20 protein-coding genes are annotated in these 23129 nt (G+C 61.8%); 11 read left to right on the top strand and 9 right to left on the bottom strand.

What is annotated here, in order from left to right:
* Nucleotides 1-18: 18 nt before the first annotated feature.
* The 6 genes from DMZ65_RS02050 to DMZ65_RS02025 form a co-directional block, all read right to left on the bottom strand.
* Entirely contained in the window at nucleotides 19-663 is a 645-nt protein-coding gene (locus tag DMZ65_RS02050; protein WP_116597217.1) for a protein-L-isoaspartate(D-aspartate) O-methyltransferase, read from the bottom strand.
* Nucleotides 660-1445, bottom strand: a complete 786-nt coding sequence (surE, locus tag DMZ65_RS02045) for a 5'/3'-nucleotidase SurE (protein ID WP_116597216.1) — start codon at nucleotides 1443-1445, stop codon at nucleotides 660-662. The genes DMZ65_RS02050 and surE overlap by 4 nt, the downstream gene beginning before the upstream one ends.
* A gap of 205 nt (nucleotides 1446-1650) precedes the next feature.
* Nucleotides 1651-2316: an SDR family NAD(P)-dependent oxidoreductase gene (locus tag DMZ65_RS02040; protein ID WP_116597215.1), complete on the bottom strand. Its 666-nt coding sequence runs from the start codon at nucleotides 2314-2316 to the stop codon at nucleotides 1651-1653.
* Between the two features lie 62 nt (nucleotides 2317-2378).
* Nucleotides 2379-2642 (bottom strand): amidophosphoribosyltransferase, encoded by a 264-nt coding sequence (locus tag DMZ65_RS02035; RefSeq protein WP_232824854.1) that lies wholly within the window; start codon nucleotides 2640-2642, stop codon nucleotides 2379-2381.
* Between the two features lie 210 nt (nucleotides 2643-2852).
* On the bottom strand, nucleotides 2853-4313 hold the full coding sequence (gene purF, locus DMZ65_RS02030) for an amidophosphoribosyltransferase (protein ID WP_116597573.1): 1461 nt from the start codon (nucleotides 4311-4313) through the stop codon (nucleotides 2853-2855).
* A 198-nt stretch (nucleotides 4314-4511) separates the two neighbouring features.
* Entirely contained in the window at nucleotides 4512-6248 is a 1737-nt protein-coding gene (locus DMZ65_RS02025) for a serine protease (protein ID WP_116597214.1), read from the bottom strand.
* A gap of 158 nt (nucleotides 6249-6406) precedes the next feature.
* Here DMZ65_RS02025 and DMZ65_RS02020 point away from each other — a divergent pair, with 158 nt between their 5' ends.
* The 8 genes from DMZ65_RS02020 (at nucleotide 6407) to glmM (ending at nucleotide 17257) form a co-directional block, all read left to right on the top strand.
* Complete coding sequence (locus DMZ65_RS02020) at nucleotides 6407-7336, top strand: glycine--tRNA ligase subunit alpha (RefSeq protein ID WP_116597213.1); 930 nt, start codon at nucleotides 6407-6409, stop codon at nucleotides 7334-7336.
* A 129-nt stretch (nucleotides 7337-7465) separates the two neighbouring features.
* A complete protein-coding gene (locus DMZ65_RS02015) occupies nucleotides 7466-7984 on the top strand; it encodes a DUF6446 family protein (protein WP_116597572.1) in 519 nt (172 codons plus the stop codon).
* A gap of 147 nt (nucleotides 7985-8131) precedes the next feature.
* Nucleotides 8132-10390, top strand: coding sequence for a glycine--tRNA ligase subunit beta (gene glyS, locus DMZ65_RS02010; protein ID WP_116597212.1), 2259 nt, complete (start codon nucleotides 8132-8134; stop codon nucleotides 10388-10390).
* 67 nt (nucleotides 10391-10457) lie between these two features.
* Nucleotides 10458-13025: a putative PEP-binding protein gene (locus tag DMZ65_RS02005; protein ID WP_116597211.1), complete on the top strand. Its 2568-nt coding sequence runs from the start codon at nucleotides 10458-10460 to the stop codon at nucleotides 13023-13025.
* Between the two features lie 147 nt (nucleotides 13026-13172).
* Nucleotides 13173-13832, top strand: coding sequence for a cell wall hydrolase (locus tag DMZ65_RS02000; RefSeq protein ID WP_116597210.1), 660 nt, complete (start codon nucleotides 13173-13175; stop codon nucleotides 13830-13832).
* 109 nt (nucleotides 13833-13941) lie between these two features.
* A complete protein-coding gene (locus DMZ65_RS01995; protein ID WP_116597209.1) occupies nucleotides 13942-14865 on the top strand; it encodes a dihydroneopterin aldolase in 924 nt (307 codons plus the stop codon).
* Between the two features lie 39 nt (nucleotides 14866-14904).
* Nucleotides 14905-15924 (top strand): dihydropteroate synthase, encoded by a 1020-nt coding sequence (gene folP, locus DMZ65_RS01990; protein ID WP_116597208.1) that lies wholly within the window; start codon nucleotides 14905-14907, stop codon nucleotides 15922-15924.
* Entirely contained in the window at nucleotides 15914-17257 is a 1344-nt protein-coding gene (glmM, locus tag DMZ65_RS01985; protein ID WP_116597207.1) for a phosphoglucosamine mutase, read from the top strand. Before folP ends, glmM begins: the two co-directional genes overlap by 11 nt.
* Before the next feature lie 144 nt (nucleotides 17258-17401).
* Here glmM and DMZ65_RS01980 read toward each other — a convergent pair whose 3' ends face one another.
* Nucleotides 17402-18331 carry a DMT family transporter gene (locus DMZ65_RS01980; protein WP_232824853.1) on the bottom strand — a complete coding sequence of 310 codons (930 nt, stop codon included), beginning with the start codon at nucleotides 18329-18331 and terminating at the stop codon, nucleotides 17402-17404.
* Between the two features lie 126 nt (nucleotides 18332-18457).
* A complete protein-coding gene (gene ilvC / locus DMZ65_RS01975; RefSeq protein ID WP_116597206.1) occupies nucleotides 18458-19480 on the bottom strand; it encodes a ketol-acid reductoisomerase in 1023 nt (340 codons plus the stop codon).
* Between the two features lie 132 nt (nucleotides 19481-19612).
* On the opposite strand from ilvC, the gene DMZ65_RS01970 reads away from it, so the two are divergent.
* The 3 genes from DMZ65_RS01970 (at nucleotide 19613) to DMZ65_RS01960 (ending at nucleotide 21746) form a co-directional block, all read left to right on the top strand.
* Nucleotides 19613-20068 carry an Lrp/AsnC family transcriptional regulator gene (locus DMZ65_RS01970; protein WP_116597205.1) on the top strand — a complete coding sequence of 152 codons (456 nt, stop codon included), beginning with the start codon at nucleotides 19613-19615 and terminating at the stop codon, nucleotides 20066-20068.
* Nucleotides 20065-20523 (top strand): Lrp/AsnC family transcriptional regulator, encoded by a 459-nt coding sequence (locus tag DMZ65_RS01965; RefSeq protein ID WP_116597204.1) that lies wholly within the window; start codon nucleotides 20065-20067, stop codon nucleotides 20521-20523. The genes DMZ65_RS01970 and DMZ65_RS01965 overlap by 4 nt, the downstream gene beginning before the upstream one ends.
* A gap of 86 nt (nucleotides 20524-20609) precedes the next feature.
* Entirely contained in the window at nucleotides 20610-21746 is a 1137-nt protein-coding gene (locus tag DMZ65_RS01960) for an aminotransferase class V-fold PLP-dependent enzyme (protein ID WP_116597570.1), read from the top strand.
* A gap of 132 nt (nucleotides 21747-21878) precedes the next feature.
* Here the strand turns inward: DMZ65_RS01960 and DMZ65_RS01955 are convergent, their stop codons facing one another.
* Nucleotides 21879-23075, bottom strand: coding sequence for a UbiH/UbiF family hydroxylase (locus DMZ65_RS01955; RefSeq protein WP_116597203.1), 1197 nt, complete (start codon nucleotides 23073-23075; stop codon nucleotides 21879-21881).
* Nucleotides 23076-23129 lie beyond the last annotated feature (54 nt).

Genomic DNA, 23129 nt, shown 5'->3' with positions numbered 1-23129 from the left:
AATTAACTCAAGGGCTGGTCAGCCGTCCTTGCCCAGACCTTCAACCAGCGGCACAAACCGTACGGAGCGCAATTCGTCATAGTCATACCCGTTTTCGTGGCGCGTCACCCTGATCAGGCTTTGCACCGTGTCAGACTGCCCCACCGGCAGCACCATGATACCGCCAATCTTGAGCTGCGCCAAGAGCGGTCCGGGGGGGTCTTCGGCCGCAGCGGTGACCAGAATCCGGTCAAACGGTGCCTGATCGGGCAGACCAAAGCTGCCATCCGCTGTCAATGTGGTGATATTGGACAGGGCGAGGCTTTCGAAAACCGCGCGGGCCTCTTGTACAAGTCGTCGGTGGCGGTCGATCGTATAGACCCTGCGGGCAAGCTGGCTGAGGATCGCGGCCTGATAGCCAGAGCCGGTGCCGATCTCCAGCACCTTGTCGCGCGAACCGAGGTCGAGGGCCTGCGTCATCAACCCGACCACCGAGGGCTGGCTGATGGTTTGTCCGCAAGCGATGGGAAGCGGCATGTCCTCATAGGCGCGTTCGGAGAAATAGCCGCGAATGAACGGACCGCGGTCGATCTTTTCCATCGCGGTCAGAACCCGCGCGTCGGTCACGCCCTTGGAGCGCAGCGCGTAGAGGAACTGCATTTTCTGCGTGGCCCCTGCTGTCATGCGAAGACGTCTTTGAGCGGATCCAGAAGATCATGCGCCGTCAGATCCGCGCGCATTGGTGTCACCGAGATATAGCCGTCAAGATTGACGGCGGCATCCGCGCCCGCATCGGTTTGCGCCCGTTGGTCGCCGCCCTTGATCCAGAGAAAACGGCGGCCCGAAGGGCTGTCATGCGGTTCGACAGAGAAGGACGTAGCGCGGCGCAGACCTTGTGGCGCAATGCGTGTGCCTTTGACATCTGCGGCCGGGACCGGCGGAAAGTTGACGTTGTAGAACGTCTGGTAGCCGGGCGTGGCCGACGGTTTCGCAGCCAGAATGCGGCGGATGGTGTCCGCGCCATGTTTTGCCGCGGCTTCGAATGGATTGTCGAGCGTATTGTTTTCGGGGCCGTAATATTGCGACAGGGCAATGGCGGGCAGGCCTTGCAGGGAGGCTTCGAGCGCGCCGCCGATTGTGCCCGAGTACAGCGTGTTTTCCGCCGAGTTGTTGCCCCGGTTCACCCCTGACAACACAAGGTCGGGGCGGGTATCTTTCATCACCTCATGCAGGCCCGCCAATACGCAATCAGCCGGGCTGCCTTCGGCGGCAAAACGGCGTTCGTCCATCTGGATGACCATGAAAGGGTGGGTGTAGCTGATGCAATGGCCGACGCCGGATTGTTCGAAGGCCGGGGCGACGGTCCAGACCTCGCCGTCGCTTCCTGCGATGTCTTTGGCGATGTCATGCAGAATTTTCAGACCTGGCGCGTTGATGCCGTCGTCATTGGTGATGAGAATACGCATGTTTTGCCCCCTGGTGCCTTTGGCACTCAATAGTAGAGGGGCGCGCGCGGGGCAAGCGGCGGAACGCCTTGCTCGGACAGCGCCCGCCCACCCTCCCTGCTGCCCTCGCAAGGCGTGCGCCCATTCGGGCGCGGCGTGGCAGAATCGGAGTTGCCAGGCATGAGGGGGACACTGTGGTTTTGGGTGCGTTCGAATTTCTGACCGTTTATCGGATCTGCGCCAGTAGCCTGTCGGCTTCACTTCGGGGAGGCGCAAGGGGCGTTCGGTCTTCTCCGGGGAAAAACCGTGCCCGTGTTGCGGTGGGCATAGGTTGCGGGGTCAAAATGTGGACCTGTGGTCCGGTATTGACCGATTCCGCCGCCCAAGACCGGACAAGGGCCATCTGTGCCGCCTTGGTCGCGCCATAGGCTCCGAAGAATTTACGCCCGGCTTGCGGGTCGTCGAAGAACAGCGCCTGCCCGTCACTGCCCAGCAGTGGTGCGACAAACGGGATCAGCGTCCCCATAACGGTCACATTCACGTCGACGGATTTGCCCCAATCCTTCGCATCCATATGCGAGGCAGGCGACAGGGGGGCGGCGTGGATCGCCGTGTGCGCCCAAAGTGCCACGGGTCCCGCCCCGGCCTCCGAGCCGGGGCCCCACCGATCATAGATCGACCGGCATAGCTGGGCCATGGCATCGACATTGGTCACATCCATCGGTGCCAGCGTTGCACTGCCGCCCTTGGACTGAATGCGGTCGTCCAGCTCTTCCAGCGCGCCGGTCGTCCGGGCAACCGCCACGATGTGATGCGTCTGGCAAAGCGCTTCGGCAAGAGCTGCGCCAAGTCCACGAGAGGCACCGGTGATGAGGGCGATTTTCTGATCCATGGCTGCGTCTTGCGACAAGAGCGCAGCGCGGTCAAGGGGGAGGCCCGCGCCTGTCCTGACGATCAGGGCGTCGCCAGCCAGTTGGTCTTGCCATTCTGCGCCAGGGCCAACTTGCCATCGTCAATGGCCAGCACCTTGGCACCGCCGATCTTGTCGCCGATGGCGACGCGCGCAACCCGTCCATTGGACAGTCGCAGCAGCGCCTTGGGATCGCTTGCGGGCCCGAAGGTGCCCAGCAGGATCAACTTGCGCAGGTTGCTGTTGCTCCGCTCGGTCGCCTTGTCGAAGACAAATTGCGGCGTAGAAGTTGTTTGTGGTTGAGCCATGTTCTTTGCTTACTATAAGTGTGACTGACGCGATCTATGCTGCAATGCAGCATACTTAAACCCGTCGTCTCATTCATGGCAGGCAAATGGCGGGAAACCGCCGGAACATCGGATGCCGATCTAGCTTGCCCTCCGCCGGTCAGGTCGACGCGGCTTGGATGCGCTGCCGATGGCAGCGCGCAGATCGTGTTCTGGCACAAAAAACGAGCCTTATTCGGCGGCCGTTTTCATCTTGAAGCCTTTTTCGATCATATCCGCAGGTTCGACCGGATATTCGCCCGAGAAACACGCATCGCAATATTGCGGTTGCTTGTGATCGCGGCCTTCGGCTTCGCCCACGGCGCGGTACAGCCCGTCAAGCGAGATGAAGCGCAGCGAGTTGACCTGAAGATGTGCGCACATCTCGTCTTCGGACATGGTCGCGGCCAGCAGCTTTTCGCGCTGTGGCGTATCGACCCCGTAAAAGCATGGCCAAGCCGTGGGGGGCGAGGCGATGCGGAAATGCACCTCTGCCGCGCCCGCATCAAGGATCATCTCCTTGATCTTGCGGCTGGTGGTGCCGCGCACAACCGAATCGTCGACCAGAATGACGCGCTTGCCCTTGATCAGCGCGCGGTTCACGTTCAGCTTCAGCCGGACGCCCATGTTGCGGATCTGTTCGGTCGGTTCAATGAAGGTCCGGCCCATATATTGGTTGCGAATGATGCCCATCGCATAGGGAATGCCCGATTCCTGACTATAGCCAATGGCCGCCGGTGTGCCGCTATCGGGCACGGGGCAGACAAGATCGGCGTCCACCGGTGCCTCGCGGGCCAGTTCCACACCGATCTGGCGGCGCGTTTCATAGACAGACCGGCCACCGATGATCGAATCGGGACGGCTGAAATAGACATGCTCGAAGATGCAAAAGCGGGGCTTGCGCGCGCGGAAGGGGCGGATGCTTTCGACCCCCTTATCGGCGGTGATCACGACCATTTCGCCCGGCTCGATCTCGCGCACATATTCCGCGCCGATGATGTCAAGCGCGCAGGTCTCCGAGCTTAGCGCCCAGCCGTCTCCGATCTTGCCCAGCACCAGCGGACGCACGCCCAGCGGATCGCGTACGCCGATCAGCTTTGTCCGGGTCATGGCGATCACGGAAAACGCGCCTTCGACACGGCGCAGCGCATCTTCCATCCGCTCGGGGATATTGCGTTGCAACGACCGCGCCATCAAATGAATGATGCATTCGCTGTCGCTTGAGGACTGAAAGATCGAGCCGCGTTCGATCAGCTCGCGGCGCAGGGCGTCGGCATTGGTGATATTGCCGTTATGCGCGATCGCGGCACCACCCATGGAAAACTCGCCAAAGAAAGGTTGCACGTCGCGGATCTGCGCCGGCCCCTTCGATCCGGCGGTGGAATAACGGACATGCCCGATGGCCAGCGGTCCGGGAAGCGTTTCCATCAGCGATTGCGAGGTGAAATTATCGCGGACATAGCCGAAGCGCCGGGCGGAATTGAAACCTTGCACGGCGTCATGGCTGACGATGCCGCCGGCCTCTTGCCCGCGATGTTGCAGCGCGTGCAGGCCAAGCGTTACGAAGTTGGCCGCATCGGTGACGCCGACAACGCCAAAGATACCGCATTCCTCACGCAGTTTATCATCATCGAAAGGGTCAGTTGTGGGCATGATCTTGGACAAGACAGAAGGCTCCGAATCCCAGGTCAGATCTTGTGCCCCGTCTTAGAGGGTGATCTGCCCAGTGTCACGAAAGGATCACAAATAGATGCGCCAAGCGGCGAATTAGCGGTAACATTGGCGCGAGAAGCGGTATGCCGGTGTCTGGCTGCAATCTGACGCAACCTAAAGAAGATTGCGCCATGAAGGTTATTCCCAGCAGCTGACCAGAACAGTCATGCCGCTGGCCAGTCGGGTCAGGTCTTCGGGTGCCATCGGTGAGGCGGCTGCCGCCGGGTCTATCGTAACGCCAAGAGTGCCGAAAAACTCGCGCAGGGTGTTGGCATCGGCGGCAAAGCTGACCTCATCGGGCAATTGTTTGCCGCCTTCGTCACGCGGCAGAAGCATGCCCAGAACAGCGCCGCCCGTGTCATAGACCGGGCCGCCTGCATCGCCGGGATGGGCGTTCACCGCCAGTCGTTCCAGCCGCTCGTCTCCGGACAGGCCGCGCAGATCCTGAAGCGTGCCATAGGTCAGGGTCGGCGCGCTGAGAACGCCGCCGAAACTGTAGCCGGAAATTGCCACTTCGGATTGCAACCGGGGAGGGGACTGGCGGAAGGATGCCACAGAGATTGGTGCCAGCCGCGACGCAGGACGCAGCACGGCAATCCCAAGGTCGGGGTCGCTGGCAATCACGTTGGCCTCATGTTCGCCGTCCAGCGTGATGCGGGCGCATTGCTGCGTGGCCTCGCTGGTGGTGGCGACCGATCCATCGCGGCTGATATAGAAGCCCGAGCGAGAGATCTTGGGCCGACGCACGTTTAACCCAGCGACCAGATCAATGTTCTGCGCGTCATCCTTGAATTGAGCGGGGTCCAGCACGGCGGGGGTGGTGGCAAATGATTTCTGCATCTCGGCCAAGACGCGCGTGCGGCGTTCTTCGTCGCCTGCGGGCCAGACCAGGGTGAAGCCCTTGATGGTGCCATTCACGACGCGTGCTTCGGTATGGCTGGTGATGCGGGCATTGCTACCGGTCAGGGTAAAGCTGTTGCGCTGCCGTTCTCGTGGGCCTTCCAGCGGCACGATCTCCAGCGTTTGCATGATTTCGTACAGGCCATAAAGCGTGTCGCGGTCGCCGGGCTGCGAGATCAGGATGACGCGCGCGTCAAGATCTGTCGTCGGCGTGTAATGAACAAACGGCGCTTCGTAATGATCAAAGGCAACAACGCCCATCGGCAGTTGCATGGTAATGCCCGCCTTGGATTCAGTCACTTGCCGCAGGCCCATCCCGTCCAGCACCGCATTATACTGTTTCAGCAATTCGGCGCGCTGGCGCGTTGTCAGAATGCCGGTTGCCTCGAACCCGTTGTCACGTTGCCATTGCGCCATGGACCCACGGGTTCCGCGCCCGAAAGCACCGTCGATGCCCGCATTGTAAACCCCGGCCCACCGCAGCGCGATCTGTAGCTCTTCACGCTCTGCGCGGGTCAGTTGCGCCTCGCTGGCGCGGGCCTGACGCGGAGTTTCGTCAACAATTGCCGGGGCGGTCGGCGTTTGAGCCGCCTGCCGTGGGAGCTCGGTCGTTTCGACCTGTGGCTCCGACTGCGGACGCGGTGCATTCAATGCAGCACCCACCGGCCAGAACTGACGTCCGTATTGGCCCGGCTCCTCGATGTAGGAATCGCGCGGCACCTGACCATTCCCGCGCAATTGTCGCAGCAATGCCTCTGCCTCGGCGCGCGGATAGGGACCAAGGGCCAACCCATACCAGCCGCTTCCAAGCGAAAAGCCGTTCACATCGTTCAGCACCGACGCGTAGTCGCGCGCGCGATCCTCGGCGCGTGTCAGGCTGGGTTGTGCTTCGATCTGGATATAGGCCATGTCCTGCGCGATAGCGGCCTGCGCCATGAAAAATGCTGCGACCAGCGAAAATATGAACTTTGGCATACGAATGGTAATTCCTGCTCTTCGTCTTTTTGGGTTTGGGCCTTTTTGGCAGTTTTATCAAATAGGACGGTGAGCGCACTACAAATTATGGTCAGACCCGTGATTGACCCTTGATGCACCTGGGAATAGGTAGGCCCTGGATCACAAAGGGGCAGGTCATGGACGCACGCTCAGGCAAACCGCGCAGTTTTCAAGAGATTATCCTGCGGCTTCAAAGTTATTGGGCCAGCAAGGGCTGCGCCATGCTGCAACCCTACGATATGGAAGTGGGCGCGGGTACGTTTCACCCGGCCACGACGCTGCGCGCTTTGGGGCCAACCCAATGGGCCGCGGCCTATGTCCAGCCTTCGCGCCGTCCGACCGACGGGCGTTATGGCGACAGCCCAAATCGTTGGCAGCACTATTATCAGTATCAGGTCATCATCAAACCCAGCCCGCCGGATCTGCAAGATCTGTATCTCGGCTCGCTGGAGGCGATCGGCATCGACATGGCCCTGCATGACATCCGCTTTGTCGAGGATGACTGGGAAAGCCCGACTTTGGGTGCCTGGGGTCTGGGCTGGGAGGTTTGGTGCGACGGTATGGAAGTCAGCCAGTTCACCTATTTCCAGCAGGTTGGCGGGCATGATTGCCACCCCGTCTCGGGTGAGCTGACCTATGGGCTGGAACGGCTGGCGATGTATGTGCTGGGCTTTGACGATGGCAACGAGATGCCGTTCAACGACCCGGATGCGCCGATCCCGCTGACCTATGGCGACGTGTTCCGCGAGGCAGAGGCACAATATGCGCGCTGGAATTTCGACGTGGCCGATACCGATGTGCTGATGCAGCATTTCAAGGATGCCGAGGCCGAATGTAACCGCATTCTGGCCCAGCCAGAGGACGACCCCAAGACCGGGCGGCGGATCGTGATGGCGCAGCCGGCCTATGATCAATGCATCAAGGCCAGCCATTTGTTCAACCTGCTGGACGCGCGCGGCGTGATCTCCGTGACCGAACGGCAAGCCTATATCGGCCGGGTCCGCGCGCTGGCCAAGCAATGTGCCGATGCGTTCGTGCAGACCGACGCCGGGGGCTGGGCGGCCTGACGGCCAGACAAGCCTTGTGCCGTCCATATCGAGGGGCGCGTGCCGTCAATCAAACCGGGGCATGCCGATGGGCGGACAATCCGCGAAACCAGGCATTCATTGCCTCAGAAGACAGGACACGATTCGATGATGGGCAAGATTCTTGGCGCGATCATCCTGCTGTCGGCGCTCGCGGCGGGCATCGCAATCTACTATTTTCAGGTCTACGGCTTTTATACAGAGGTGGAGCCGCGCGGCGCTGATGACGTGATGCTGACATCCATGGCCTCTGGCGAGCGGGAGCCGATCCCCTACGACGCGTTCCGCGCGATCGACGCGGACAGTTCGCCGATCCGCTACCGCGCGTGTTTTTCCACCCGGCAAAGCCTTGACGCGTTGGACGAGACCTTTGCCCCTTACGAAGGCGCTGCGCCGCGCGTGGCACCGGGATGGTTCGACTGTTTCGATGCCGAGGAAATCGGCGATGCGCTGGCCGATGGCAGCGCGCTGGCCTTTCTGGGGCAGCGCAACATCGAATACGGCATCGACCGGGTGGTTGCGGTTTTTGACGATGGTCGCGGCTTTGTCTGGCACGAGATCAACGATTGCGGCGACAAGACCTATGACGGCAGCCCGGTCGATGAAACCTGTCCCGACCGACCGAATTGATGGCAAGGCGGGCGGGGCTTGCACGGATGCGGATTGTCTGTGCGATTTTCTGCGCTTGCACTGGACCCTCGCCAGCCTTGCCGTTATCCAAACCGCGAATGAGGCGTCCTGCCGTGGGCAGGGGGCGATGACGCAAGGGTGCCACCGATGCCGGATCTTCTGATCGAACTGTTCTCCGAGGAAATTCCAGCTCGCATGCAGGCGCGTGCGGCAGAGGATCTGAAGGCGCGTGTGACGGATGGGCTGGTCGAGGCCGGCCTGACCTATGCAGGCGCGGCCGGTTTTGCCACGCCGCGCCGCCTGACACTGGCCATCGAAGGCCTGACCGACCGCTCGCCCACGCTGCGCGAGGAACGTCGTGGGCCGCGTGTCGATGCGCCCGAAAAGGCCGTCGAGGGGTTCTTGCGCGGTGCCGGTCTGACCCGCGACCAGTTGGAGAGCCGCGAAGAGAAAAAAGGCACGTTCTTTTTCGCCGTGGTCGAAAAGCCGGGCCGCGATGCGTCCGCGATTGTGGCCGAGGTGCTGGAAAGTGTCGTGCGCAACTTCCCGTGGCCCAAGTCGATGCGCTGGGGCAATGGCAGCCTGCGCTGGGTACGGCCGCTGCATCGGATCCTGTGCATCCTGACCACCGAGGCAGGCGCAGAAATTGTCCCGCTAAAGATTGACGGGATCAAGGCAGGCGATGCAACCGAGGGCCACCGCTTCATGGCGTCGGGCGCGTTTTCTGTAACATCGTTCGAGGATTACGCGGCGAAGTTGAAGCGCGCCAAGGTGATCCTGACGCCAGACGAGCGCGCCGACCATATCTGGCAGGAGGCCAGCAATATGGCCTTTGCCTCCGGGCTGGAAGTGGTCGAAGATCGCGGGTTGCTGGCCGAGGTTGCGGGGCTGGTCGAATGGCCGGTCGTGCTGATGGGCGCGATTGACGAGGCGTTCCTTGGCCTGCCGCCGGAAGTGCTGCAAACCTCGATGAAAGAGCATCAGAAATTCTTTTCGGTCAGGAACCCCAAGACCGGGCGGATCGAGCAATTCGTGACCGTTGCCAACCGCGAAACCGCCGATCAGGGTGCCACCATCCTTGCGGGCAACCAGAAGGTTCTGTCGGCGCGGCTGGCGGATGCGAAATTCTTCTGGGAGAATGACCTGCGCACGGTAGAGCGTGAGGGCATGACCGCCTGGACCGACCGTCTGGCCGATGTGACCTTCCACGCCAAGCTGGGCAGTCAGGCCGACCGGATCGCCCGCATCGCCGCGCTGGCGCGCGAGATTGCGCCCATGGTGGATGCCGATGCCGATCTGGCCGAACAGGCCGCGCGTGTCGCCAAGGCCGATCTGTCGTCGGAAATGGTCTATGAATTTCCGGAACTTCAAGGACTTATGGGGCGCTATTACAGTGACGCCGCAGGCCTGCCGCCCGAAGTCGGTGCCGCCTGTCAGGAACACTATTCCCCCCTCGGCCCGTCCGACGACGTGCCAACCGCCCCGGTATCCGTCGCCGTGGCTCTCGCCGATAAGTTGGACACGTTGACCGGTTTCTGGGCGATCGACGAAAAACCCACCGGGTCTAAAGATCCCTACGCGCTGCGGCGTGCTGCGCTGGGGGTAATTCGGTTGGTGCTAGGGAGTAGGTTGCGGTTAGATCTGTTTGGCTATTTGTATTTTCAAATTTGGAAACATATTGGCGAAGTCCAAACCGATAGGTTCGAACTTGTTTATCCCGAGATCGAACGGTTTTTAGTTGACGCGAAACCATCCGATTTCGCTGTGCGTGTGTCCATTGATGATCCGGTTGCTACTTTATTGTTGTCGGTAGTTGGGTCAGGTGAAAGTGAGTTTAGAGTCGTTCAATCAATACTTGGGTTGAAGATGCAGGACAAAACAAATGACCTCCTCTCTTTCATCCACGACCGTCTTAAGGTTCACCTGCGCGACGAAGGCATTCGCCACGACATCATCGACGCTTGCCTCGCCATGCCCGGCAACGACGACCTGACGCTGCTGGTGAAACGGGCGCGGGCTTTGTCGGATGTGCTCAAGACCGAAGACGGGGCCAATCTGGTGCAGGGGTTCAAGCGGGCGAATAACATCCTCACTCAGGCCGAAGAAAAGGACGGGGTCGAATACTCCTTTGGCGCGGATATGAAATTTGCCGAGAGCGACGAGGAAAAGGCGCTGTTTGCAGCACTCGATGCCGCCGATGCCCGGATCAAACCGGCGATGGCCGAGGAAGACTTTGCCGAGGCGATGGCCGCGATGGCTGCTCTGCGCGCCCCGATTGATGCTTTCTTCGAGGCGGTGCAGGTCAATGACGACAATGCGGTGTTGCGGCGCAACCGGCTGAACCTGCTCAGCCGGATCCGGCAGACCTGTCTGGCCGTCGCAGACCTGACCTCGATCGAAGGCTGAGCGCCCGCGATGATCGTAACACTTGGCATATGCCACTGGCGGCGTATGCTGCGCGGCAGTTACAAGGATGCTGCATGTGCACAATGATGATCCTGCCGTCACCCTGATTACGCCGACCGCGCCGGTTTCGGCACCCACCCATGGCGGCCGCGCAAAATGCCTGCAACGGCTGGTGCGGCTTGATCTGCCGGTGCCCCGGACCGTGGCGCTGTCCTTTGATACCGTGCAGAAGATCGCGCAGGGGACCATGCCGGACGTGCCTGCCATTCTGGAGGAATTTCCCGAAGGCGCGCTGCTATGCGTGCGCCCCTCATCCGAAGACCCCGATTGGGGCGGGCCGGGGGCGGTGCTGAATATCGGCATGAATGACGCCCGCTTTGCCGATTTGACCGACAAGATCGGTCAGGACGCGGCGGCGCTGCTGTATATGCGGTTCATTCAGGCCTATGCGGCGCATGTGGCGCGGCTTGATCCGGATATGTTTGATGGGATCGACGGGGCCGGGCCGCGCAGGCTGGCCCAGGCGCTGGCGGCCTATGAGGAAGAGGCCGAAGAGGCGTTTCCGCAATCGACCGCCGTGCAACTGGCAGAGGTGTTGCGATCCATGGCACGGGCCTGGGGCGGGACAACGGCGCGGCTTTTGCGCGAAGCGAAGGGCGCGCCGGTCGATGCCGGTCTGGGGCTGGTCGTGCAGGAAATGGCGCTTGGCGTGGGGCAGGCCGAGTGCGGATCGGGCGTGTTGCAAATGGTCAATTCCGATACCGGGCTGCCGCAGATCACCGGCCGTTATCTGAGCCAGAGCCAGGGACGCGAAGCCCTCTCCGGTCCCGAAGCGATTTTTCTGGAGAGGGACGGGCGCGGGCCGTCGCTGGAAGAACTCGCACCCGAGGCGTTTGCCGCGCTGAAGGTGAACGGGGCGTTGATGCGGCAGAGGTTGCGCGAAGAAATGCAGATCGAGTTCACCATCGACAATGGTGCCTTGTTCATCCTCGACGGGGTGCGGGTGCGGCGTTCGCCCCGCGCGGCGCTGCGGATCGCGGTTGCGTTGGCCAATGACGGTATCATCTCGCGCCAGGAAGCGCTGATGCGGGTCGAGCCGCGCGCGCTGAGCGAATTGCTGCACCGTCAGGTTGATACGGCGGCCGCGCGTGACAGGCTGGGCCGCGGGATCAATGCCAGCCCCGGCGCGGCCACTGGAAAGATCGTATTTTCGGCCAATGCCGCACAGGCGAGTGCCGCGCGGGGCGAGGACTGTGTGCTGGTGCGCCGCGAAACCTCGCCCGAGGATATTCGCGGCATGCATGCGGCCAGTGCGGTGCTGACCGAACGGGGCGGCATCACCAGCCATGCCGCGGTGATCGGCCGGGGGATCGGGCTGCCTTGTGTCGTGGGCGCGGCACGGATGCGGTTTCAGATCCGGCGCGGCATTCTGACGGCAGAGGACGGGCGCACCTTCCGCGAAGGCGATGTCATCACCATAGACGGCACCAATGGCGAGGTGCTTGCCGGGGCACCACCGATGATCGAGGCGGCCCTTGGCGAGAGTTTCAAGACCTTCATGGCCTGGGCCGACGCAGAGCGCGACATCGGCATCCGCGCCAATGCCGATACGCCTATGGATGCGCAGACAGCACGGAATTTCAACGCGCAAGGCATCGGGCTGTGCCGCACCGAACATATGTTCTTCGAGGCGGACCGTCTGACGGTGATGCGCGAGATGATCTTTGCCGATGCGCCTGACGACCGGCGCTCTGCGCTGGAGCAGTTGTTGCCGATGCAGCGTGCGGATTTCACCGAGCTGTTCCGCATCATGCAGGGTCAGCCGGTCTGCATCCGGTTGTTCGACCCGCCTTTGCATGAATTTCTGCCCTCGGACCGTGCGGGCCTGCGCGATCTGGCCGAAGCGCTGGATCTGCCGGTCAGCGATGTAACGCGCCGGGTCGAGTCGATGGGCGAATATAACCCGATGCTGGGCATGCGCGGCGTCCGTCTGGGCGTCACCGTGCCGGAAATCTACGACATGCAGGTCCGCGCCATCTTTGAGGCCACGATCGAGGCCAGCCGCGACGGCGACCCGGTCGTGCCAGAGGTGATGATCCCGCTGGTATCCGCCAGTCGGGAGGTCGAGCTGGTACGCAAGCGGATAGATGCGGTCGCCGCCGCGGTCAAAGCCGAGCAGCAGACAGAGTTCGACTATCGGCTGGGCGTGATGGTTGAAACGCCGCGCGCCTGTCTACGCGCCGCCGATATTGCGGCCCATGCGCAATTCCTGTCCTTCGGAACAAACGACCTGACGCAGATGACTTACGGGCTGTCGCGCGATGATGCCGGGCGCTTCATGTCGGAATATGTCCGTCAACAGGTATTCCCCGAGGATCCGTTTCACATTCTTGACATCGAAGGTGTCGGAGAGCTGTTGCGTCTGGGGGTTGAACGCGGGCGGCAAAGCCGGGCCGACATCACCTTGTCGGTTTGCGGCGAACATGGCGGCAACCCCGAATCGATAGCATATTGCCGTCAGCTTGGTGTGGATTATGTCAGTTGCTCATCATTCCGTGTACCGGGTGCCCGGCTGGCTGCGGCACAACTGGCAATCCGGGATGCGATGAAGGCATCAAATATGCCGATCTCATAGGTTTTTGCGCAGCATTCTTTCCGACCGGGCGGATAATTGCTTGTTCCCGTGCGTAAGCTGGACGGATCTAGACAAATTCTTTAGGCACACGTCGTTTGATCGCGGCAGCGCCCGTGATCACCTGCTGCCCTGCTGAGGACCTGACCGATGTTTCGCTGCCTGACATTTGCATTTACCGCTGCATTTCTGACAACTCAACCCGCATTGGCGGAATTGAGTTCCAACGCTGCACATGAATTGATCCGGCTGGAAAAAACCAGCCTTCAGGGTGTAAACCGCGCCCGGTTGAAGTGGATGGTCACGCCGGCACCGGCCTCTGTGACAGAGACCTACAAGCCTGCGCCGAACGAGATCAGTTACAGCAACAATTGGCTTGCCAGCCAACCGTCAACCCAGGGCGGTCCGGAATGGCGCTGTCTGTCCGAGGCGCTTTACTTCGAGGCGCGGGGCGAGACGCTGAAGGGGCAGTTCGCGGTGGCCGAAGTCATTATGAACCGGGTCGACAGTGCGCGTTATCCCGATTCGGTTTGCGGTGTGATCAAGCAGGGCACTGGCCGTAAATTCGCCTGCCAGTTCACCTATACCTGTGATGGCGTCGCTGAACATATCGGCGAACCAGCCGCATTCCGCCGCGTCGGCAAGGTCGCGCGCGCGGTGTTGGACGGCGCACCGCGGGATCTGACGGATGGTGCCACATTCTATCACACCTCTGCCGTCAGCCCGAAATGGGCGCGCAAATTTGCCCGGACCGCGACAATCGGCGTGCATCATTTCTACCGCCGGGGCACGCAGATCTCCAGCAACTGATCATCGAGGCCGCCGTTTTGGGCGGCTGATCCGCCATCCGGTATTCGCGCTTGCCCGTCTGCTCTGTTCATGTGACACAACTTTATTGCTACACCGGAGCGTCTCGCGCATGTCAAACGAAGTCCGTCTTGCCTTTGCCCATCCACAGGAACGCGCAGAGGCGAGTTCCGATCACGCTCCGCTGGACCGCATTTCGCTGCGCGACCATATTGCCGAGATCGAGATCGGTGCCTTTCAGGCAGAACGCGGCACCACGCAGCGCATCTGTTTCAATGTCGTGGTCGAGGTCCAGCCGCTGACTGGCGATGTCGATGACGACGTGGACCGCATTCTTTCCTATGACCGTGTGACCGAGGCCATCGCTCACGAGCTGAGTGCTGAACGCCTCAATCTTCTGGAAACCCTGGCAGAACGCATTGCCGAGCGGATCCTCCTGGAGCCACAGGCCATCCGCGTCTTTGTTCGCATCGAAAAGCTGGACCGTGGTCCCGGTGCCCTGGGCGTGGAAATCGTCCGCGCCCGGCGTGAAAGTTCGGCAAGGCGGCCCTTGCCGGATGATATTCCGCATCCGCGCGTTGTCTATCTGTCCAACGCGGCGATGGCCGATCCGGATCTTGGCAAGATGATCGACAAATTGGTGGCGTCTGACGCGCCGTTGATCTTCTGTGTCGGTGTCCCGGATCAGGTCGGACCGGTTGCGGGCGCGCCTCTCGCGCAACGTCGAATCGATCTGCTCGCTATCGAGCAGAATGGCTGGGTGCTTGCAGGGCTTGATCGACGCTGCGTCGTGGTGGAAACCCGGACAGAGCTCGACTGGGCGATGAAGAATGGTCAGATCTGTGTATGGGCTCCTTCGAAGATCGTGCTGGACGCGGTGGACGGCCCGGTCACACAGCACAGCGAAGGCGTTGCGCTTGCAGCATGGTTTTCGGGGCTGCTAGGTGCCTGCGAAATGCTGGTGATCGGCGAAACTCCGCCCGGCGATGCGCCCGTGCCGGTGCGAGCGCTCACCAAGGGGGCAGAGCTGTTCTGATCTCTTGCCAAGCCCGTGAGTGTGACGCATTCAAGACCCATGAACGCATATTACCGACCGCTGATCTGCCGTAACGGCCCACGCCCTGACACTGCGCTTGACGTAGCGGGCGGCCCCTATTGGTTCTGCGAGGCCGAGATGCGGCTGCGCGACGGAACGCGGAAACGCGTATCGCTGGCCGACGTGCCCGAGGATTGGCGGCACATGATTTCCGCGCCGCGTGCGGATGTGGCCGGGCTGGCCCTGGACAGGCCGCGTCTGATGGGCATTCTCAACGTCACGCCTGACAGTTTTTCCGACGGCGGACGACATGACGGTTTCGATGCCGCGATCTGCCATGCGACCGCCATGCAGCAGGCGGGTGCCGATCTGATCGACATCGGCGGCGAATCCACCCGCCCCGGTGCCAAACCCGTGCCGATCGAAGAAGAAATCGCCCGCACCGCGCCTGTGATCGCTGCGCTGACAAAGGCAAGTATCGGCCCGATCTCCATCGACACACGCAAAATGCGCGTTGCCGAACAGGCCGTCGCGTCTGGTGCCGGGCTGGTCAACGATGTCTCGGGGCTGGACCATGATGCCGATATGGCGGGGTATGTCGCGCGCACGAAGCTGCCGGTCTGCGTGATGCACAGCCAGGGCGACCCAGAGGTCATGCAGGACGATCCGCGCTACGGCGATGTGTTGCTGGATGTGTATGATTTTCTTGCTGCCCGCATAGACCGGTTGGAACAACTCGGTGTGCCGCGGGGACGTATCGTCGTCGATCCGGGGATCGGATTTGGCAAGACGCAGACCCATAATTTGACACTGCTGAACGGCATCGCATTGTTTCACGGGCTGGGCTGCGCCATTCTTCTGGGCGCATCGCGCAAGAAATTCGTTGGCACGATTGGCGGCACGGCCGAGGCGGGCGCGCGGGTCGCAGGCTCGGTTGCCGTGGCACTGGCAGGGGCGGCGCAAGGCGTGCAGATCCTGCGCATACATGACGTGGATGAGACACGGCAGGCACTGGCGCTCTGGTCGGCAATAGAACAAGGAGAGCAGCATGGGGCGTAAGCTATTCGGCACGGACGGTGTCCGGGGCAGGGCCAACAGCCATCCGATGACCGCAGAAATGGCGCTGGCCATCGGGGCCGCCGCCGGGCGCTACTTTCGTCGTGACAAGGACGGCGTTCATCGCGTGGTGATCGGCAAGGACACGCGCCTGTCGGGCTATATGTTCGAAAACGCGCTGACTGCCGGGCTGACCTCTACGGGTATGAGCGTGCTGCTGCTGGGTCCGGTGCCGACGCCTGCAGTGGGGTTGCTGACGCCGTCGATGCGCGCCGATCTGGGGATCATGATCTCCGCCAGCCACAATCCCAGCCAGGATAACGGTATCAAGTTCTTCGGGCCGGACGGTTTCAAACTGTCGGATGAGGCCGAAGCGGAAATAGAAGCGATGGTCGCGTCGGGCGTCGATGTCGCTCCGGCGGACGAGATCGGCCGGGCGCGCCGGATCGACGATGGCCGCTTCCGCTATCAGGAACGCGTGAAATCGACGTTGCCGCAAGGTCTTTCGCTGGACCGGATGAAAGTCGTTGTGGATTGTGCCAACGGCGCTGCCTACCGCGCAGCACCCGAAGTCCTGTGGGAACTGGGGGCCACCGTGATTCCGGTCGGCGTGTCACCCAATGGCAAGAACATCAATCACGATTGCGGATCGACCAAGCCGCGCATCGCTGCGGAAACCGTGGTCGCACATGGGGCGGATGTCGGTATCTGCCTTGACGGCGATGCCGACCGGGTGATGATCATTGACGAGACCGGCACAGTCGCCGATGGCGACCAGATCATGGCGCTGATGGCCGCTCGCTGGGCCGAGGAACAGCGGTTGCGCGATGGCGTTCTGGTCGCAACGGTCATGTCCAATCTGGGGCTGGAACGGTTCCTCGACGCGCGCGGGTTACGGCTGGAACGCACCGCGGTGGGCGACCGTTATGTGGTCGAGGCGATGCGCCGTGGCGGCTGGAACCTGGGCGGCGAACAGTCGGGCCATATCGTGATGACGGATTATGCCACCACCGGGGACGGTCTGATGGCAGGCTTGCAATTTCTCGCGGCGATGGTGAAATCCGGCAAAAGCGCCAGCGAACTTGCGCGGAATTTCGAACCGGTGCCGCAGATGCTCAAGAATGTGCGCTTCGCCGCGGACCGTGCCCCTTTGGAAGCTGCCAGCGTACAGCAGGCCATCGCTGCGGCCGAAGCGGACCTGAAAGGCAATGGCCGTCTGTTGATCCGCAAATCGGGAACCGAGCCGCTGATCCGGGTGATGGCGGAATCCGAAGACGAGGGGCTGCTTGACCGGGTGGTGAATGACGTCGTCGCTTCTGTCGAGGCCGTCATTTAAGGTCTGCGCGACATATCAAACCCGGCCACATCGGTCCGGCCCCCTTCTTCTTGGCGAAAATACTCCGGGGAGCGCGAGGGGCTGGCCCCTCGCATCCATCATGTCTCCAAAAGCACTGCTCAAAGAACACGAAACCCCAGCGCCTCAGCCGGTTTTTTCGCCGGCGCGCCGGAACATGCGGCGCAAGGCACCGTATTGGCTCAGCGCCACGCCTGTCAGGATCAGCACAAGCGCCAGAAGCAGGGATCGGTGCAGCGACTCGCCCAGTAGCAGGGCACCAAGCGTGACCGAACAAAGCGGCACGATGTAGTTGGTCAGGCTCATGAAGACCGGCCCGGCGCTGCGGATCACCAGCACCCGCAACAGGTTTGCGCCCGCCGTGGGGATCAGGCCCAGCAATGCAAGCAGAAGCAGGGTTTGGCTGTCGGGCAGTGGCGGCGGTCCTTCTGCGATCCATGCCATCGGCACAACAAAGAGGCTTCCGAAGATCAGGGGCATCGCGGCCAGCCCGATGCCGTCGATCGGTGGCAGCCGTCGCATCATGACAGAACTGATCGCGTAGCAAGCGGCGGCCCCAAGGCAGGCGACACGACCCCAAGGCTCCAATGCCGCGCCGGTCGTGGCAAATGCCTGTCCGCCGATCAACACGGCGACGCCGGCAAAGCCGACCAGAAATCCGATTGTGCGGCGCAGCGTCATGCGCTCTGCGGGCACCAGAAAATGCGCGAGTGGCAAAACCATGAGCGCTACCGCCGCCATCGACACGCCCGCAAATGCCGATGTGACGAATTGCTGTCCCCAGCTTAGCAGGGCGAACGGAATGGCGGCGCTGAACGCTCCGGCAAAGGCAAGGGCGGGCCAGTCTTTCTGTTCGGTCAGGAATAAAGGAAAGCCGCGCAAGCCCCAGACGGCCACCGTCAGGGCGGCGGCAAAAGCGATCCGCGCGGCGGCCAGCCAAATGGGGGTGATGCCTTGCAGCGCCAGTTCGATGACAAGGAAGGTCGCCCCCCAGACCAGGCCCAGGGCAAGCACCATGAACCAGCTTTTCGAAGTGATCTCGGCAGGTTGCGTCATGCGATGACCTTGTGGGCTTTTCGTGGGCTCCAAAATCTCAGCCAGTGAACCGAGGCATTGGCGCGGCGGAACGAAAAAGGGGCACCCGACAAGGGGCACCCCTTCGCGCTGATCTTGTGGATCAGATCAGTTCTTTGCTTTGTCGACCATCTTGCCGGCAGAGATCCAGGGCATCATGCCGCGCAGCTTTTCGCCGGTGGCTTCGATCTGGTGCTCGTCATTGATGCGGCGTGTCGCCTTGAAGGACGGCTGGCCAACGGCGTTTTCTACCATGAAGTCGCGCACGAACTTGCCGGTCTGGATGTCGGTCAACACCTCTTTCATCCGCGCCTTCGTCTCGGCATAGGGCAGGATGCGCGGGCCGGAGACATATTCGCCATACTCGGCGGTGTTGGAGATCGAGTAGTTCATGTTGGCGATGCCGCCTTCGTAGATCAGGTCCACGATCAGCTTCACCTCGTGCAGGCATTCGAAATAGGCCATTTCGGGCTCGTAACCTGCCTCGACCAATGTCTCGAAACCCATGCGGATCAGCTCGACCAGACCGCCACACAGAACAGCTTGCTCGCCAAACAGGTCGGTTTCGCATTCCTCGCGGAAGTTGGTTTCGATGATGCCGGAGCGACCGCCACCAATGGCGGAACAATAGGACAGGCCGATTTCCAGCGCCTTTCCGGTGGCGTCATTGTCAACGGCCACGAGGCAGGGCACGCCGCCGCCCTTGGTGTATTCGCCGCGCACGGTGTGGCCGGGGCCTTTGGGGGCCATCATGATGACGTCAACGCCGGGCTTGGGCTCGATCAGGCCGAAATGCACGTTAAGACCGTGGGCAAAGGCAATGGCGGAGCCTTCTTTCAGGTTGTCATGGACGTATTTCTTGTAAGTGTCGGCCTGAAGCTCATCGGGCATGGTGAACATGATCAGGTCACACCAGGCCGCAGCTTCGGCGATGCCCATGACCTTGAGGCCTTCGCCTTCGGCCTTCGCGGCAGAGGGAGAGCCTTCGCGCAGGGCGACGACGACATTCTTGGCACCCGAATCGCGCAGGTTCAGCGCGTGGGCATGGCCTTGCGAGCCGTAGCCCAGAATGGCCACTTTCTTGTCCTTGATGAGATTGATGTCGCAATCGCGGTCATAGTAAACGCGCATGAGGAATCCTTCCTTGGAGTTTGTTCTTGAGCGTACTCTACCCATCCTTCCGCGATAGTGTTTGCGTTATTCGCGATATTTTGCGAATTGTAGGAAGTTCCATTCGTCAATCTGGGTAAGTGCGAAAAAATCATGCTTGACGATATTGATAGACGCATTCTGCGGCACTTTCAGGCCGCGCCGGAAACGGCCGCGGCCGATCTGGCGGATCGGGCAGGGGTCACGTCCAGCACTTTGGCGCGCCGATTGGAGAGGATGCGCGCGCGCGGGGTGCTGCGCGGCGCGCGGGCCGAGATCAACTGGCCGGTTCTGGGCTACACGGTCGAGGTCAGCTTGCGCGTGACGCTGGACAAGACCCAGGCCCGCGCTTTTGACGATTTTATAGAGGCTGCGCGCGAGGTTCCGGAAGTGATCGAGATCCAGACCTTTCTGGGACAGGTCGATGTGCGCCTTTCGGTGATCGCACGCGACATGGGGCATTATCAGGATGTCTATCGCAGCCGCATCCTGACCTTGCCGCATATCTCGGATCTGGATGCGCTGATGCATGTGGCGCGGCTGAAAACGGATGAGACGCTGCCGTTATGATGGACCTGGACGAGATTGATCGCGGGTTGATCCGCGCCCTTGCGCAGGATGCGCAGGCCAGTGCGGGTGCCCTGGGCCGGCAATTCGGCCTGTCGCAACCTGCCGCCTGGCGGCGGATCAAAAGATTGCGCGAGGCGGGTGTGTTTCGCGGCGTGCGATTGGATCTGGACAAGGCGGCACTTGGGTTCAGTGTGACGGTGTTTCTGGGGGTCAAGCTGGCGACCAAGGGCCGCATCAGCCTTGAAGATTTCGAACGCGTCGTCGCGGCCATCCCCGAGGTGCAGACGGTCGAACATGTGTTGGGCATGTATGATTATCGCTTGCGGGTGGTGGCGCGCGACATTCCTGATTTCGAGCGCGTGTTGCGACGGCGGCTGATGACGTTGCCGGGGGTTGGCAGTGTCGATGCCAATGTGTTGCTGAGCGAGGAAAGACGCCCCGGACCGCTGGGGTGACGGTGTGGCCGCATCCGAGACGCAGGTAGGCTTTGCCATTCCGCGCCTGACTTGCTAGCGCTTGTCGAAACGCTATGGAGGTCCAAATGGCTGCTTTGCTTGAAACCGTCGATCCCGACGGGTTGCTTGAATTCTCGGTTGTCTTCACTGATCGGTCGCTCAACCACATGTCCAAGGCGTTCCAGCAGGTGATGCGGGACATCTCGGAGATGCTGCGCGAGGTGTATAATGCCGATGGCGTGGCGCTGGTGCCGGGTGGCGGCACCTTCGGGATGGAGGCCGTGGCCCGCCAGTTCGGGCAGGATGCCAAGGTAATGGTTGTGCGAAATGGCTGGTTCTCGTTCCGCTGGAGCCAGATTTTCGACGCGTCCGGCATTGCCAATGATACGACCGTGATGAAGGCGCGCCGCACAGGCAACGAAACACAAGCGCCGTTTGCGCCGGCACCCATCGACGAGGTGGTGGCCCGCATCCGTGCCGACCGGCCCGATATTGTCTTTGCGCCGCATGTCGAGACATCCTCGGGCGTGATCCTGCCCGACGATTATCTACGACAGATGGCCGATGCCGCACATGAGGTCGGCGCGCTGATGGTGCTGGATTGCATTGCATCGGGGTGCATCTGGGTTGATATGAAGTCGACAGGCGTGGATGTGTTGATCTCGGCACCGCAAAAGGGCTGGTCCTCGACTCCTTGCGCGGGGCTGGTGATGCTGTCGGAACGGGCCGAGGCGCGGATGGCCGAGACGACGTCGGACAGCTTTGCCATCGATCTGAAAAAATGGCGGCAGATCATGCAGGCCTATGAAAGTGGCGGGCATGCCTATCACGCGACGATGCCGACCGACGGGTTGCGGGCCTTTCGCGACACGATGACAGAGACCAAACGGCTGGGTTTCGCAAAGATGCGTGACGCGCAATGGGAATTGGGGACCAAGGTCCGGGCGGCGCTGGCTGCGCGCGGGATTGCCTCGGTTGCGGCGGATGGGTTTGCCGCGCCGGGTGTGGTGGTCAGCTACACCGCGTCGCCGGAGATCCAGTCGGGCAAGGCCTTTGTCGGCGAAGGTGTGCAGATCGCCGCAGGCGTGCCGTTGCAATGCGACGAACCTGAAGGTTTTTCGACCTTCCGTCTGGGGCTTTTCGGGCTGGATAAGCTGGCGGATGTGGATGCCACGGTGGCACGTCTGGAAACGGCACTGGACGCGGTTCTGGCGAAGACCTGAAGCTGCCGGGCTTGACCGCAAGGTGCGCCCCTTGGCGGGGCGCGCCGGAAAGTTTGCGTTCGCACGCAGCAGGGGCTTGCGCCCCCGGTCGCCTTGGCGACCTCCCCCGGCGCAGGACCGTGAACGGGGCGCTTAACCCTGACGGGCACCGAGACCCAGTTGCATCACCGATTGGCGCAACGGTTTGAGATCGTAAAGCGCGCCAAGCCCGGCGGCCCGCGCGTCGCGCAGAAGCGGGGTCGTCAGCATGGACGTACGGTTGAGCAGGGTGATTCCGGCGACGCGAGCGCGAATGTCGCCGATGCGGGCGTTATGATAGCTGTCCAGCATCTTTGCACTGCCCAGCGTTTCTGGTGCTGCTTCGGCCAGATCAAGCAGGGTGCGGATGTCGCTCAGGCTCATGTTCAGGCCCTGCGCACCGATGGGTGGCACGACATGCGCGGCTTCGGCCACCAGTGCCAGCCGTTCCGACGACAGCCGTTCGGCTTTTTGACTGATGATCGGCCAGAGCGTCCGCCGCGAAGCCAGTTTCAACGGCCCGAACAGGTGGCATGAACGGGAGCTCATTTCTTCTTCGAAGGTGCGATCGTCCAGGTCCATCAGCGCCTTGGCTTTTGGCCCTTCCTCCATCCAGACAATGGCGGAAGAGGGACGGCCTTCCCAATCGGGCAGGGGGACCAGCGTGAAAGGGCCGCCGGTTCTGTGGATTTCGGTGGAGACATTGCCATGCGGGATCGGGTGTGTGACGGCGAAGGCCAGTGCTTTTTGGCCGAAACGGGTGGTGTGTGACCGGATACCCGCCGCCGCACGCATCGGCGAATTGCGTCCGTCGGCGGCAATCACCAACCGGGTGCGGATGCGATTGCCATCGCTGAGCGTGACGCGTGCCTCTGCCATCCGGGTGAACAGGGCAGTCGCCCCAATGCCGGGGCAAAATTTGACATTGGGCAGATCTTTCAGCGTTGCGAGGATCTCGCGGCGCAACAGCCAGTTTGGCAGGTTCCACCCGAAGGGCTTGTCCGAAATATCTGAGGCATCAAATTCCTTGATGAGGCGTGGCTCTGGGTCTGGGCCGCCTGCATCAACGATGCGCATCACTTGCAGGGGCGTGGCATGCGGGGCGAGCCTGTCCCAAAGCCCAATCCGGTCCAGAAAGGTCTGAGCCGGTTGCAGAAAAGCGGTACTGCGCAGGTCGGAGCCGGCGGCATTTCGGTCGGTAATCGGTGCTGCGGGATCGACGCATAGCACCGAAAACCCGGCTTGCCCGAAACCCGCAGCCGCCACCAGCCCGGCGATACCTCCACCGCTGATCAAGATGTCGTAGTTCATACGCGCCTCCGTCTTGCGTGCAAACCTAGCGCGGGGGGCAGCTGGCATCCATGC

It is taken from the genome of Primorskyibacter marinus, from assembly GCF_003313245.1.
In the GTDB taxonomy this organism is placed as follows: domain Bacteria; phylum Pseudomonadota; class Alphaproteobacteria; order Rhodobacterales; family Rhodobacteraceae; genus Primorskyibacter; species Primorskyibacter marinus.
The sequence above is the reverse complement of the archived record's forward strand: the minus strand, read 5'-3'. Positions and strand labels throughout refer to the sequence as shown.

Coding starts and splice junctions, on each gene's coding strand:
- purF (WP_116597573.1), bottom strand. CDS start 4,313: ATGCCCACAACTGACCCTTTCGATGATGATAAACTGCGTGAGGAATGC.
- ilvC (WP_116597206.1), bottom strand. CDS start 19,480: ATGCGCGTTTACTATGACCGCGATTGCGACATCAATCTCATCAAGGAC.
- DMZ65_RS02025 (WP_116597214.1), bottom strand. CDS start 6,248: ATGCCAAAGTTCATATTTTCGCTGGTCGCAGCATTTTTCATGGCGCAG.
- DMZ65_RS02040 (WP_116597215.1), bottom strand. CDS start 2,316: ATGGATCAGAAAATCGCCCTCATCACCGGTGCCTCTCGTGGACTTGGC.
- folP (WP_116597208.1), top strand. CDS start 14,905: ATGAACGCATATTACCGACCGCTGATCTGCCGTAACGGCCCACGCCCT.
- glmM (WP_116597207.1), top strand. CDS start 15,914: ATGGGGCGTAAGCTATTCGGCACGGACGGTGTCCGGGGCAGGGCCAAC.
- DMZ65_RS02020 (WP_116597213.1), top strand. CDS start 6,407: ATGGACGCACGCTCAGGCAAACCGCGCAGTTTTCAAGAGATTATCCTG.
- glyS (WP_116597212.1), top strand. CDS start 8,132: ATGCCGGATCTTCTGATCGAACTGTTCTCCGAGGAAATTCCAGCTCGC.
- DMZ65_RS01955 (WP_116597203.1), bottom strand. CDS start 23,075: ATGAACTACGACATCTTGATCAGCGGTGGAGGTATCGCCGGGCTGGTG.
- DMZ65_RS02050 (WP_116597217.1), bottom strand. CDS start 663: ATGACAGCAGGGGCCACGCAGAAAATGCAGTTCCTCTACGCGCTGCGC.
- DMZ65_RS01995 (WP_116597209.1), top strand. CDS start 13,942: ATGTCAAACGAAGTCCGTCTTGCCTTTGCCCATCCACAGGAACGCGCA.
- DMZ65_RS01980 (WP_232824853.1), bottom strand. CDS start 18,331: ATGACGCAACCTGCCGAGATCACTTCGAAAAGCTGGTTCATGGTGCTT.
- surE (WP_116597216.1), bottom strand. CDS start 1,445: ATGCGTATTCTCATCACCAATGACGACGGCATCAACGCGCCAGGTCTG.
- DMZ65_RS02015 (WP_116597572.1), top strand. CDS start 7,466: ATGGGCAAGATTCTTGGCGCGATCATCCTGCTGTCGGCGCTCGCGGCG.
- DMZ65_RS02035 (WP_232824854.1), bottom strand. CDS start 2,642: ATGGCTCAACCACAAACAACTTCTACGCCGCAATTTGTCTTCGACAAG.
- DMZ65_RS02000 (WP_116597210.1), top strand. CDS start 13,173: ATGTTTCGCTGCCTGACATTTGCATTTACCGCTGCATTTCTGACAACT.
- DMZ65_RS01965 (WP_116597204.1), top strand. CDS start 20,065: ATGATGGACCTGGACGAGATTGATCGCGGGTTGATCCGCGCCCTTGCG.
- DMZ65_RS01960 (WP_116597570.1), top strand. CDS start 20,610: ATGGCTGCTTTGCTTGAAACCGTCGATCCCGACGGGTTGCTTGAATTC.
- DMZ65_RS02005 (WP_116597211.1), top strand. CDS start 10,458: ATGCTGCATGTGCACAATGATGATCCTGCCGTCACCCTGATTACGCCG.
- DMZ65_RS01970 (WP_116597205.1), top strand. CDS start 19,613: ATGCTTGACGATATTGATAGACGCATTCTGCGGCACTTTCAGGCCGCG.